Origin of the sequence: Ramlibacter humi, from assembly GCF_004681975.1 — a bacterium.
GTDB lineage: Bacteria > Pseudomonadota > Gammaproteobacteria > Burkholderiales > Burkholderiaceae_C > Ramlibacter > Ramlibacter humi.
The window spans coordinates 1-13,296 of the sequence record NZ_SMLK01000004.1; the positions used below are offsets into that span (position 1 = coordinate 1).

Genomic DNA, 13,296 nt, shown 5'->3' on the forward strand with positions numbered 1-13,296 from the left:
CTGGGCCGCCCGCAGGAGGCGCTGAAGGTCATCGACGAGGTCGCGGCCGACACCAGCAACCCCTTCGCCGCCGAGATGCGTGCCACGCGAGAGTCCATCGTGCAGCGGCTGCGCGAGCGTGGACCCCGGGATGGAGAGCCGAAGTAGCGATGCAACTGCACGGTGCGCCTGCGCACACCGTGTGCTGCTTCCAATATCGGGGTGGCATCTTCACCCACTAAAGTTCGGCGCGTGCTCGTAGCCCTTGCAGACGACAACGCCGATCTCCTGACCACGCTTTCGATGCTCATCCAAAGCGACGGCCACCAGGTGCTGACCGCGGGACATGGCCTGGAGCTGCCGGAGATCGTCCAGCTTCTCCGGCCGCAGGCCGTGGTCCTGGATCTGCGCCTGAAAAACATGGATGGCCTGGAAGCGTGCCGGCGGATACGGCGGGACTCCCCCGATACCGTTTGCATCGCATTCACCGGGTTGCCACGCCACCTCTGTTACGAGCAGGCCATCGAGGCGGGTGTCGAGCACTTCGTCGCCAAGCCCCATGCCCAGCGCGTGCTGTCCATCCTGGCCAGCCTCGGCCGCGAAAGGGACTGTCCGCTCTAGGCCATCCGCCTCCTCTGAGCAGTGTGTGTTCCGGATCAACGCCTCATGCGGAACCAGTTGAGCATCGAGCCTTACGGAGGATGACGTGACTTCCCGACGCCTGACTTCGACCGCACTCGCCATCGCCTGGGTCATGCTTGTGGCCACCTTTCCGGTGCACGCGCTGGAATGCGAGCGACGCAGCACGCAGGAACAGTTCGAGGCGGCCGACGTCGTCCTGGTCGGGAAAGTCATGCACCGGGAAAGCCGCGCCGCGCCTGGCACGTTCTCGAACTTGAAGAGGACGACGCAAATAGCTGTGCTGCGTGTTCTCAAGGGCTCAGCCGGCCCCGTCGTATCGATCGAGTCGGGAAGGTATAGCGGCTTGCATGGACCGGATGGCGACGCCGCAGCCGGGGACGAGGGCGCCGTGCTGGTTTTCGCGAAACGCCGCGACCGCTCGCTGTTCGAACTTTTTTGCAGCGACACGTCAAAGGTCGAACGTGAAGATGCGCGTCTGCACGCCCTCGGTTTCCATCAGCAGGACTTCGACGCGCTGGGCCTGCCCTCCGACGACGGCCTGATGCGCCACCTCGCCGCCGATTGGGAGCGCTATCGGCTGGCCGTGCTCGCCTGCCGGGATGCTGCCTGCTACCAGCGGCTGCGGGGCGATCCAACGAGCGAGCCGTCCGTCGTCGACGCCTATCGTCGAGAATTCGAACGCGAGCGGCGCTTCTATGAATGGCTGCATGCCATTGATGGCTGGCGCCTGCTCGGCGGTGGCGTAGGCGCGAACAGCGCTTATCTGACCTACCGGATCACGACGCCCTATCAACTGCCCGGCGAACTGTCTTACGACAGCTTCGCTGTCGACTTTCGCCGGACCGGGGGAGCCGCGGATCTCTGGCGCATCCAGGGCGCGCGCGTGCAGCGCCTTTCAGAAACCGGCGGCACCCGGCTGGATCACCGCGTCTGGATGCCTCGCTAGCGCCACCTCGATCCCGTTGCGCAAGATGACCCGAACGGAATGGTGCCCGTTCGGCTGTCGGACGTGATCGAATCGACCATGGCGCCGGGAATCCGGGATCGGATGGCAAACGCCACCGCCTCGAGAAGTTGCCTGCGCGAGGCAACAGCCGGCTCGCCGGTCAGGCCGCGGCAACCTCCTCCTTCGGCCGGTACTGCGCGACCAGAGTCGATTGCACGGCAGGCGGCACCGGCTCGTAGTGGCTGGGCGCCAGCGTGTACGTGCCCTGCCCACCCGTGAGCGAATCCAGCCGCGTCTGGTAGCTGGACAGCTCGGACAGCGGCGCCAGCGCCAGGATGCCCAGGCGCCCCTGCGCCGCGGAGAGCGTGCCGGTGACCTGCGCGCGGCGCGACGCCAGGTCGCCGGTGACGTCGCCCAGGTTCTGCTCGGGCACGCTCACCTCCACCTCGACGAAGGGCTCCAGCACCAGGGGCTGCGCCGCCTGCACGGCCGCCACCAGCGCCTTGCGCCCGGCCGTCACGAACGCGATCTCCTTGCTGTCGACCGGGTGGTGCTTGCCGTCGTACACGATCACCTTCAGGTCCACGACGGGATGGCCGGCGATCACGCCCTGGTCCATCGCCTGGCGCACGCCCTTCTCCACCGCGGGCATGAAGTTGCCCGGGATCGCGCCGCCGCGCACCGCGTCGACGAACTCGAAACCGGTCCCGCGCGGCAGCGGCTCTATGCGCAGGAACACCTCGCCGAACTGCCCGGCGCCGCCGGTCTGCTTCTTGTGCCGGTGATGGCCTTCCGCGGCGGTGGTCACCGTCTCGCGGTAGGCGATGCGAGGCGGGCGGGTGTCGACCTGGCACCCGTGCACATCGACGATGCGGGTGAGGAGCGTGCGCAAGTGCTGCTCCCCCAGGCCGTACACCACCGTCTCGTGGGTGCCGGTCGCCTGCCCGATGCGCAGGCACGGGTCTTCGCTCACCAGCTTCTGCAGGAGGTCGTGCAGTCGCTGCTCGTCGCCGCGCCGCCTTGGCTCCAGCGCCAGCCCGTGCACGGGCACCGGGAACTGCCGCGGTTTCATGGACACGTCCTCGGCGGCATCGTGCAGCACCGCGTCGAAGTGCAGCTCCTCCACCTTCCCGATGGCGCACAGGTCGCCCGGCACCGCCCTGGACACCTCCGCCAGCTTGTTGCCCTGCAACCGGAAGAGGTGGCCCACCTTGAAAGGGCGGCGGCCATCCCCCACGAACAGCTGGCTGTCGCGCGTGACGGTGCCCTGGTGGATTCGCACGATCCCCAGCTTGCCCACGTACGGGTCCTGCGTCACCTTGAACACATGCCCGAGCACGTGCGCCTGCGGGTCAGGCGCTGTCCCGATGGGCCGCGCGTCCTCGCCCTTGCCGTCCAGGAACACCGGCGGGTTCGACTCGGTGGCGTCCGGCAGCAGCCGCTCGATGACGGCCAGCAACTCGTCCACCCCCGCGCCCGTGCGCGCGGAGACGAAGCAGACGGGGACCAGGTGCCCCTCGCGCAGCGCCTGCTCCAGCGGCGCATGCAGCTCGGCAGGATCGACGTCGCCGTCGTTGAGGTAGCGCTCGACGAAAGCCGCATCGACCTCGACCACCTGCTCGACCAGCGCGCGATGCGCGCTGTCCACCGACCCGAAGTCCGGCGGCGGCCCGCTGCCCTCGCGCGACCAGAAGCAGTCGGCCACGGCCGCGCCGCCCTGCACCGGCAGGTTGACGGGCAGGCACTCCTTGCCGAACGTGGCCTGGATCTGCTCCAGCAGTGCCGGCAGGTCCGCGCCCGGTGTGTCGATGCGGTTGACCACCACCAGCCGGTCGCGATCGCGGTCCTTGGCCCACTGCATCATGCGCACCGCCATCGGCTCGATGCCGGCGGTGGCGTTGATGACCACCGCGACCGACTCCACGGCGTCCAGCGCCGGCAGCGACTGGCCCAGGCCATCGGGCGCGCCGGGCGTGTCGATCAGGTAGGTGGTGATGCCGCCGTGCTCGAAGTGCAACAGGCTGGCGTTGAGCGAGCGCAGCGCCCGTTTCTCCAGCGGGTCCCAGTCCGAGACGGTGCTGCCCTTTTCCACGCTGCCGGGCGAACCCAGCACCCCCGCCTTCCACAGCAGGGCTTCGGCCAGGCTGGTCTTGCCTGCACCGCTGGGCCCCACCAGGGCCAGGGTACGCCGGGAACTCACGTCACGATGGGCAGCCATCAGGCACTCCTTTCGCGGAACGTCCGGCGCATTGTCGTCCGGAGTCGCCGCGCCGTGGCCCTTGCCCTTGCTCTCGACGCCGAGCAGCCGCCACCGTCCCGGTGGAGCGCAGTCCGTCAGTCCTTGCTGTGGCGCTGCCGGTGTGCTCCGGGGGCGTGGCGATCGGCCGCGTGGAGCAAGTCCGCGCTTTCCCGTCCTGCCGACGCGACTCGCTGCACCGCCTCGCCCGAACCAGGCTCATCGGGCCCGTCATCCAGGTCGAGTTCGCGGGCCATTCCCACCGCGAAGCAGGCCAGCGCAGCGAGTGTTCCCAGCGCATACGCGCCGGCCGCCCAGCGCAGTGACCCGCGCACCGCCGCCAGCAGCGGCACGGCGGCCAGCACGACGAGCGCGATGCCCGCGAGCAGCACGACATCGCGCGCATCGGAGCCAAAGTCGAGCGCCATCCAGGCCGCAAAGGCCAGCGTGGCCAGCAGCAGCGTCGACGCGGCAAGGGAAAGTGCTTGGCGCCCGCCGTGGGGCACGGTGTCAGTCATGCGAATGGATGCGTGTTGGGGGGCGCGAGCTTAGCAGCGTTCTCACGACACGACGCCCTCATCCTTCATTGCGCACCTCCAGCCACTCCCGGCGGCTCCGATACGAGGCGACCGGGGGGCCCATGATGGTCCACGAAGAACGCCAACGGACGAGCCCTGCAGTGCAAGGGGATCGCGCGCACCGGCCTACTTGATGATCTGGCGCCACGAGTCGCGCTTGAGGCCGCCGGGCGCCTTGCCCGGCGAAGCCGGCTGCTCCATGAACGTGCTGTCCGACCGCGTGCCGAGGATGATGCGCCTCCCGGGCTTGCCGTCGCCCGGCGACTGCAGCTGCAGCGCGGCTATGCCCATCAGCATGTAGTTGCCGTTGGAGATGCCGGCGGGGCCGCTGGACGAGCCGGTGGCGATGTCGAACGTGTAGAGGAACGACGACCCGCCGGCCACGCACGCGTCCTTGCTCGGGATGTTCGTGGCCACGTAGATGGAGTTCAGCAGGATGATCGGATTGGTGAACACCCGCTCGCCCGGCGTGATGAAATCGATGCGCCAGCCATCCGCCTTGGTCCAGTCCACCGGCTTGTTGGTGACCAGCTTCACCGCCACCTTGCTCGCCGGGTCGATGCCGTCGGTCAGCACCTGCTCGACGAAGCGCGAGTTCTTGCGGACTTCGCCGTGGGGCAGGTCCGCCAGCGGGTCGCGGATCGCGTAGAGCGACTGCACCGCCGTGGTGGAGAGGTCGTCCACCCCGAGGTATTGGCCCGTGCCGAAATAAGCGACCGGGTACAGCGCGCCGGCCGATCGGACTTCGGCCAGCACCGGCTTGGTGGTGACCGGTTGCGGCGCGCCGCCCGGCGACGTGAGCACGGCCATGCGCAGGGCCGCCTTCTTGGGCTCCACCAGGCCGTCGGTGTCGAAGCGCCAGACGTTGCCGTTCAGGTCGCCGCCGTAGAAGCGCAGCGCGTGGTTGTCGTATTCCGTGTCCACCCAGGCGCTCAGGCGCGCCAGCCCGCTGGGGGTGGTCGGGTTGCCCGCGCCGACACCAGTGGCGGTGTAGGTCTGGATGTCCTGCAGCAGCGTGCCGTCGTTGGCATCGACGATGAACAGGTGGCCGTTGCCGTCGCCGGGGCTGACGTTGTTGTAGCCTGAGCTGAAGGCGACGACCCAGCGGCCGTCGGCCTGCTTGGTGATGATCGGGTTGCCGAAACTCAGGCCCAGGTTGGGGTTGGTGAATTCCCACAGCAGCTGCGGGTTCTCCGGGTCGGTGACGTCCAGCGCGTAGTAGCTGCGGCCGCCCGCGTTGAGGCCGCCCACGACGATGGTCTTCCAGCCGGGCTTGGCCCCGCCGCTCGCGTAGATGTCGCCCATCGCCGGCGAGCCGTCGACGAAGTACTTGTGGTTGGAGCTGTAGCCGTTGTCGGCCAGCATGTACAGCTTGCCGAGCACCTCGGTCGGGATGAACGCCCACAGCTCCGATCCGTTGCCGCGATCGAAGGCATGCAGCATGCCGTCGTTCGCGGCGGCGAGAACGACCGCGGTGCGGGCCGCCGCCGCAAACTTCTTGTACGAAGCGTCGGGGTACTTGAAAGGCGGCTGGCCGATGAACAGCGGCGAGGCATCGACGATGTCCCCCAGGATCTTCTTGCGGGAGCGGTAGTACGGCTTGGTCTGGTCGCCGCGCAGGTACGCGATGAGGTTGGCCGGGTCGTTGGCGAGCGTCTGGTCGGAAGCGCTCATGCCCAGGCACTGCTCCGGCGACGGCGCGCCGCTGGCGGCCTTCTTGTCGCCCCCGGCACAGAAATCCGAGAACTTGTCCAGCAGGCCGTCGCTGTTGAGCTGCCCACGCTGGAAGGGCTTGAGCGCCTTCGACTTTGGCGAGGCAAAGTAGATGTTGCGCGAGGACGGCGCCTTGGCCTCCAGCTGCGCCTGGGCCGACCAGGTGGGCGCCGCGTCGATCTCGCCGGTGACCGGATCGATCTTGTAGGAGAGGACGTCACCGGTCCAGGTGCCCGAGGTGAACTGGCCGACGAAGATGTCGTTGTTGCCCACCACCGGCTGCAGCGAACTGGTGGCCGCGCTCGCGCCCGCGCCGGTGGTGACGGCCTTCACCGTGTCCAGCGCGGTGCGCAGGCTGGTCACCAGCGCGGCCGGGTCGCCCGCGCTGAAGTACTTGCCGCGGCCGTTGATGGCGGTGTGCCAGAGGTCGTCGACCTGCTCGGGACGGTTGTCGCTGGTGATGGCCGGCCAGCTGGCCTTGCCGCTCAGGATGTCGGCGAAGTCGCCCGTGGTGCTGGTCTCGTAGGCGCGGTTGTATTTCAGCCGGCCGTTCACGCCGAGGCCGAGCGTGAACGTGGTCATGTGCTGCGTGACGATCGTGTCGCCGTAGGCGCCACCCCACTTCTTGGGATCGGTGGGGACCTTCTCCGGCGGAACGTTGTTCTTGCAGACGTCCACGCCGGCAATGGCGCCGGTGCAGTTGTTCCAGGAACTGTCGCGCAAGTCGGTCTTGTAATAGTAGCCCGCGATGTCCGCCAGCGTGTCCGCGCTCTTGCTGGCGTCCGTCATGGGCCTCGGGAACATCACCGGATCGCTGCCGTCCACGTCTCCCACGTTCTTGCCGTCGAGGCCATACGGGCCGTACTTGGGTGTGCCCCGCTGGTTCTCGCCGCCGTAAGTCCAGTAGCCGTCGGTGGACAGGATCGTGTAGTTGCGCTGGCACGAGTACTGCACCGGGTCGCTGGTCTGGCCATAGGCCTTGTTGGCGTAGTACTGGCCCGCCTTGGACAGCGCGCCGCGCAGCGGCGTGTCGCCCATCGGCACCGCGCCGTTGAAGGCGTTGAAGAACTTCTTCTTCTGGGCCACGTCGAAGTCGCGGATGTCGACGAAGTTCTTGCCTTCCACCGCGCGGTCGCTGCTGATGGTGCTGTAGCCGACGCGGTAGCTGTCGTTCATGGAGACGAACGCCTGGCTCAGCGCCGACTTCATCATCGACATGCGATTGCGGTAGTACTGGTACCAGTTGGCGTAGTTCTGCGCCTGGGTGTCGCCGGGCTTGACCTGCACCGTCGTGAACACCGACTTGCCCGGCTCCGTGCCGAGGTAGGCGGAACACTGGTACGTGAACGAGTTCGGCCAGTCGCCGTACTGCGGGTTGCCCCAGGCGTCGTAGATGAAGCTCAGCGGATCGAAGTAGTTGCTGCTGCCCGGGGTGGCCGTGTAGACGTTGTACGTGTCGTAGGCGGGCTCGCCCAGCGCCACGACGGCGGGATTGAGGGAACCGGTGCCCACGATCGTCGCCTCGGTGAGGTTCATCGTCAGCTTGCCGGTGCCGGCGTCCCACGACTGGACGTCACCGGCGATGAAGCGGCTGGAATCGCCGGTCTGGTACACCGTCACACGGGTACCGGTGGTGTACCAGCCGACGCTGCCCATCGCCCCCGGCGCGCCGGGCACCGTGACCACCATCGTGCCCGGGCCGGGCCCCGGCGAGGAAGTGGGAATGGCCCCCACCGGATTGATGGCGCGCGGCGTGGTCGTCTGCGTGAGCGGGTTGGGCACGAAGACGCTCGTGGAAGCCGCCGGAGCCTGGGTGCCGTCGGCGTTGTACGGCTGAACGTACTTGATGGTCGGGTTGTAGGCCACCCCGTTGCACTGCGAAGCGCGCCGCCCGTAGCGGCGATGCCCGAAGATGACCGACGCCTCGGGCATCCACTCCCATGACATGCTGTACGAATCGTCCAGGATGAACATCAGGTTCGGCTTGGCGCCGGCCGAGCCCGTGAACAGCGGCTCGGTCGCCACGTTCACGGCCAAAGCTGGTGACTGCGCGGTGGCCGCCAGCATCACGCCGCAGGCCAGCGCCACGCGATTGGGTCCGGTCAATACCATCTGCGCGCCTCCCCCTTGTTGGAAACGCAGTGGAGTCTAGGAATCCTGTCGAGTTAGGTCCGTTGCCTTTGAGACCGTTGCATTGAAAGCAACGACCAAATCTCGACCTGTTTGAAATATCCAGAGCGCCATCGGCATCCAAGACCTGCGACAGCAATGATCCTGAACGCGACATCAGCAATCCATGGTGGTCCGCCGTCACTGTCCAGCAGAAGCCGTGTCCGCCATCCCCTTCTGCCGATGCAAGGGTTCCTCCTAGCCCTGCCGAGCTAGAACTCCCCGGCAAGCCGCGCTATCCAAAGCACTGACCGACAAGGAGGTGCGTATGGCCACCCTCACCGCCGGGCAGGCAGCCGTCCTGTCCGCCAACGACGAGCGCACGCAGCTGCGCCGCGCCGTGATCGCAAGCACCGTCGGCACCACCATCGAGTGGTACGACTTCTTCCTGTACAGCATCGTCACCGGGCTGGTGTTCGCCAGGTTGTACTTCCCCACCGCCGACCCGCTCACGGGCACGCTGCAGGCTTTCCTGGTCTACGCGGTGGGCTTCATCGCCCGGCCGGTGGGCGCGGCGATCTTCGGCCACTACGGCGACCGCATCGGCCGCAAGTCCACGTTGATCGCCACGCTGCTGCTGATGGGCATCGCGACCTTCCTGGTCGCCTTCGTCCCCACCTATGCGCAGATCGGCATCTGGGGTGCGGTGCTGCTGACGCTGCTGCGCTTCATCCAGGGGATCGGCGTGGGCGGCGAATGGGGCGGCTCGGTGCTGCTGGCGATGGAGTGGACGCGCAACGACCATCACCGCGGGTTCACCACCTCCTGGCCGCAGTTCGGCGTGCCGGCCGGCCTGTTCCTCGCCAACCTGGTGGTGTTCGCCTCGAGCGCGCTGTCCGGGCCGGCGTTCACCACCTGGGGCTGGCGCATCCCGTTCGCGCTGAGCATCGTGCTGGTCGCCGTGGGGCTGTACATCCGGCTGCAGATCCTGGAGACGCCGGTGTTCTCGCGCCTGCTGCGGGAAAAGCGCATCGAGAAGCAGCCCATGGTGGAAGTGATCCGCCGCCAGCCGCGGGTGATCCTGCTCGCGGCGCTGGCCCGCATGGGCGAGCAGGCCCCCTTCTACGTCTTCACGGCCTTCGTGTTCGCCTATGGCACCACGCGCCTGCACCTCTCGCGCGACTTCCTGCTGGCCGCGGTGATGTGCGCATCGCTGCTGTCGTTCCTCACCATCCCGGCCTTCGGCCACTTCTCCGACCTGTGGGGCCGCAAGCGCGTGTACCTGCTGGGCGCGCTCGTCACGGCGGTGTACGGCTTCGTCTATTTCGGCCTGCTGGACAGCGGCAGCGCGGGGCTGGTGTTCCTGGCCATCGTGCTGTCCCTGGTGCCGCACGACATGATGTACGGCCCGCAGGCCGCGCTGATCGCCGAGAGCTTCACCCCTCGCCTGCGTTACAGCGGGGCATCCCTGGGCTACCAGCTCGCGTCCATCATCGCCGGCGGGCCGGCGCCGCTGATCGCGACGGCCCTGCTGGCCCGCTACGGCACGGGCTGGGCAGTGGCGGCCTACATCTTCGTCTGCGCCGCGATCAGCATCGCGGCCACGCTCGCGCTGCAGGACTACACGCACAAGGACATCTCGCAGGAATTCGCCTGATGGCGTGTGGTGGCGTGCACCGCCGCAGCAGCAAGGAGCAGCCATGGACCGCGCGAACGAGAGACTTGCCTGGTATGTGTTCCTCGCCATCCTGCTCGCCTGTGCCGCCGCCGCCGGGCTCTTTCTCTCGGGCCGCGCAGGCACGGTCACCTATGAGCTGCGCACCGGCGAGCCGGTGTCGGGCCTGATCACGGGCGCGCCCGTCGAATTCCATGGCGTCGAGGTCGGCCAGGTCCATGACGTGCGCCTGCTGGATCCCCGGACCGTGCAGGTGCTGCTGCGCGTCCGTCGCGACGCACCGGTGACGACAGCCACCGTCGCGACGATCACGGGGCGCGGCATCGCCGCACGCGGCTTCACCGGCTACGTCTACGTCAGCCTCGAGGACGCCGCGGCCGGCGGCGCCGCTCTGCCGATCCCGCCGGGCGAGCCCTACCCACGCATCGCGACAGCGCCGGTGCGATCCGCCAGCCTCGACTACTCGGTGAACCAGCTCAACGCCAGCATGCAATCGATGATGGCGTTGCTGCAGCAGACGCTGGACGCGCGGACGGTGGCGGCGCTCAAGGCCACCGCCGGCCACGTGGAGCAGGTGAGCGGCAGCCTGGCCTCGAACGACGCCCGGCTGCGCGCGATCATCGCGAACACCGAGAAGGCCAGCGGCAGGCTGGGCCCGCTGCTGCAGTCCGGCGACCGCGCGCTCGGCACGCTCCAGGACCGCGTCCTGCCGCAGGCGCAGGAAACCCTGCTGCGTTTCGACGGCGTGGCGGGCACGGCGAATCTCGCGCTGCACAACGTAGAGACAGCAAGCGCGGGCCTCGGGCCCCTGGTCGAATCGGGCGACCGCGTGATGCGCTCAATGGAAACGCAGGTGCTGCCGCAAACCATGCAGGAATTGCGGCAGGCCGACGACCTGCTGCTGACGATGAACGTCGCCGCCGCGAACATCCGCGACAACCCGTCCAGCCTGATCTGGGGCCGCCGCGCGACACGCACGGTCGCGGGCACCTGCCACTGAGGTGCTCAGGGCAGCATCTTGCGCAAGGTGTCGTCGCGCCTGGCGAAGTGATGCCAAAGGGCGGCGCCCGCGTGCAGGGCCAGCAGCACCACGAGCGCATAGGCCAGCCAGCGGTGCAGGGCGATCAGCGCGCGGAACAGGTGCTCGTCGGTGGCGATCAGGTCCGGCGCGTTGAACCACTCGAAGACCGGAACCGGGTAACCGCCCGCGGACGACATCAGCCAGCCGGTCAGCGGCAGCGCCAGCATCAGTGCGTAGAAGCACAAGTGGACGACACGCGCGGCGACCTGCTGCCAGCCCGGCAGCCCGGCCGCGAATGCGGGGAGCGGGTTCGCGGTGCGCCACGCGGCGCGCACCAGCACCAAGCCCAGCGCCAGCATGCCCACGGCCTTGTGCACGAGGATGAGCGTGATCTTGCGGCGGTCGTAGCCCGCATCCGGCAGCGCCACCATGTAGAGGCCGAGGATCAGGAGGCCGGCGAGCAGGATCGCCATTCCCCAATGCAGGAGCATGGCGACCGCCCCGTATCGCCGGATGTCGTTCGTCCAGGGCACCATCGCGACCGTTCCCGCCGGCTCATCTCGGTGCGCGGCCATACGCAATGGACTGCACGATACCGTTGCGCACGTGGACCGTCGCGAGAAGCTGGCCCGGCCCGCGGTCGTAGACGAACTGCTCCACGACCTGGCAGGGAACCGCCAGCGACGCCCAGGGGTCGGGGACGATGAAGCCCGTGCCTTCGTAGTAGACCGGTGCGCAGAAGGTGTCGGCCGCGTCGGGCTGCCCGCACTTGTAGACCAGCGACAGCCGCGAATCGCCTTCGGCGACACTGCCGCCGGCGCATCGAAGCGACTCGGCACGCCCCATCAGGGGCGCCGCCCCGAGAAGAGCGAGCACGAGTGCATGGCGGCAGAGCATGGGAGGCGGCTGCGACGTGTGTGCCATTGGACGCGGCGCGGCGGGCAAACGTTCCGCCCGGGTCGGCCGCGGCGAAACGCACTCGGCAATGCGCGCAGCGCCAGGAAAGCGATGCGCGACGTACCATGCGGGACACGTTTGTCGAAGGACGTCCCATGGCCTCCACCGTTGCAGACACCCGCCGCAAGCCGTTGTACCGCTCGCTGTACGTCCAGGTCCTGACCGCGGTGGTCGTCGGAATCCTGCTCGGGCACTTCCGGCCGGACCTCGGCGAAGCGATGAAGCCCCTGGGAGACGGCTTCATCAAGCTGATCAAGATGATGATCGCGCCGATCATCTTCTGCACCGTGGTGACCGGCATCGCGGGCATGGACGACATGAAGAAGGTGGGCAAGACTGGCGGCCTGGCGCTGCTCTACTTCGAAGTGGTCAGCACCATTTCGCTGATCATCGGACTGGTGCTGGTCAACGCCGTCGGTCCCGGCAACGGCATGAACGTCGATCCGGCGACGCTGGACACCAAGGGCATCGCGGCCTACACCGCGCCCGGGAAGCTGGGCACCACCACCGAGTTCCTGCTTCACATCATTCCCGAAACGCTCGTCGACGCCTTCGCGAAGGGCGAGATCCTGCAGGTGCTGCTGATCGCCGTGCTGTTCGGCTTCGCCCTGCATCGCTTCGGCGGCCGCGGCAGCCTGGTCTTCGACTGGGTGGAGAAGAGCTCGCACGTGCTGTTCACGATGGTGGGCTTCATCATGAAGCTCGCCCCGCTCGGTGCGTTCGGCGCGATGGCCTTCACGATCGGCAAGTACGGCCTGGGCTCGCTGTTCTCGCTGGGCAAGCTGATGGCCACCTTCTACGCGACCTGCCTCCTGTTCGTCTTCGTGGTTCTCGGCCTCATCGCGCGCGCCCACGGGTTCTCGGTCTGGAAGCTGGTCAAGTACATCAAGGAAGAACTGCTGGTCGTGCTGGGAACGTCCTCGTCCGAGTCCGTGCTGCCCCGCATGATGGAAAAGATGGAAAACCTCGGAGCGCGCCGCACGACGGTGGGCCTCGTGATCCCGACGGGCTATTCGTTCAACCTCGACGGGACCAGCATCTACCTGACCATGGCGGCGGTCTTCATCGCGCAGGCCACCAACACGCACATGACCCTGACGCAGGAGCTCACCCTGCTCGCGGTCCTGCTGCTGACGTCCAAGGGCGCGGCCGGCGTGACCGGCAGCGGGTTCATCGTGCTGGCGGCGACCTTGTCCGCGGTGGGGCATGTGCCCGTGGCGGGCCTGGCGCTGATCCTGGGCATCGATCGCTTCATGTCGGAAGCGCGCGCCCTCACCAACCTGGTCGGCAACGCCGTGGCGACGCTCGTCGTCGCCAAATGGACAGGTGACCTCGACATGGAGCGCCTGCGGTCCCGCCTGGACCACCCCGCTCCCGGCGAGACCGACGAGCCGGAGGAAGTGAACGCCGCGCTCGACGCGCGCATGGCGAAGTAGCGTC

10 protein-coding genes are annotated in these 13,296 nt (G+C 67.9%); 5 read left to right on the plus strand and 5 right to left on the minus strand.

Annotated features, from left to right (window positions below):
- Positions 1-231 precede the first annotated feature (231 nt).
- Complete coding sequence (locus EZ216_RS13100; protein WP_205959677.1) at positions 232-600, plus strand: response regulator; 369 nt, start codon at positions 232-234, stop codon at positions 598-600.
- An 85-nt stretch (positions 601-685) separates the two neighbouring features.
- Positions 686-1,567, plus strand: a complete 882-nt coding sequence (locus tag EZ216_RS13105) for a hypothetical protein (RefSeq protein ID WP_135250229.1) — start codon at positions 686-688, stop codon at positions 1,565-1,567.
- Positions 1,568-1,727: 160 nt separating this feature from the next.
- Here EZ216_RS13105 and fusA read toward each other — a convergent pair whose 3' ends face one another.
- The 3 genes from fusA to EZ216_RS13120 all read right to left on the minus strand — a co-directional run bounded on the left by fusA (position 1,728) and on the right by EZ216_RS13120 (position 8,206).
- Complete coding sequence (gene fusA / locus EZ216_RS13110; RefSeq protein WP_135250230.1) at positions 1,728-3,785, minus strand: elongation factor G; 2,058 nt, start codon at positions 3,783-3,785, stop codon at positions 1,728-1,730.
- Positions 3,786-3,901: 116 nt separating this feature from the next.
- A complete protein-coding gene (locus EZ216_RS13115; RefSeq protein ID WP_135250231.1) occupies positions 3,902-4,321 on the minus strand; it encodes a hypothetical protein in 420 nt (139 codons plus the stop codon).
- A 186-nt stretch (positions 4,322-4,507) separates the two neighbouring features.
- Positions 4,508-8,206, minus strand: coding sequence for a pilus assembly protein (locus EZ216_RS13120; protein ID WP_135250232.1), 3,699 nt, complete (start codon positions 8,204-8,206; stop codon positions 4,508-4,510).
- A 325-nt stretch (positions 8,207-8,531) separates the two neighbouring features.
- On the opposite strand from EZ216_RS13120, the gene EZ216_RS13125 reads away from it, so the two are divergent.
- A complete protein-coding gene (locus tag EZ216_RS13125) occupies positions 8,532-9,860 on the plus strand; it encodes an MFS transporter (protein WP_135250233.1) in 1,329 nt (442 codons plus the stop codon).
- A 43-nt stretch (positions 9,861-9,903) separates the two neighbouring features.
- Entirely contained in the window at positions 9,904-10,878 is a 975-nt protein-coding gene (locus EZ216_RS13130; RefSeq protein WP_135250234.1) for an MlaD family protein, read from the plus strand.
- Between the two features lie 5 nt (positions 10,879-10,883).
- Here EZ216_RS13130 and EZ216_RS13135 read toward each other — a convergent pair whose 3' ends face one another.
- Positions 10,884-11,474 carry a cytochrome b gene (locus EZ216_RS13135; RefSeq protein ID WP_338050547.1) on the minus strand — a complete coding sequence of 197 codons (591 nt, stop codon included), beginning with the start codon at positions 11,472-11,474 and terminating at the stop codon, positions 10,884-10,886.
- A complete protein-coding gene (locus EZ216_RS13140; protein ID WP_167772891.1) occupies positions 11,455-11,745 on the minus strand; it encodes a DUF2845 domain-containing protein in 291 nt (96 codons plus the stop codon). The genes EZ216_RS13135 and EZ216_RS13140 overlap by 20 nt, the downstream gene beginning before the upstream one ends.
- 206 nt (positions 11,746-11,951) lie before the next feature.
- Between EZ216_RS13140 and EZ216_RS13145 the strand changes: the two genes are divergently transcribed.
- On the plus strand, positions 11,952-13,292 hold the full coding sequence (locus EZ216_RS13145; RefSeq protein ID WP_135250236.1) for a dicarboxylate/amino acid:cation symporter: 1,341 nt from the start codon (positions 11,952-11,954) through the stop codon (positions 13,290-13,292).
- Positions 13,293-13,296: the final 4 nt, after the last annotated feature.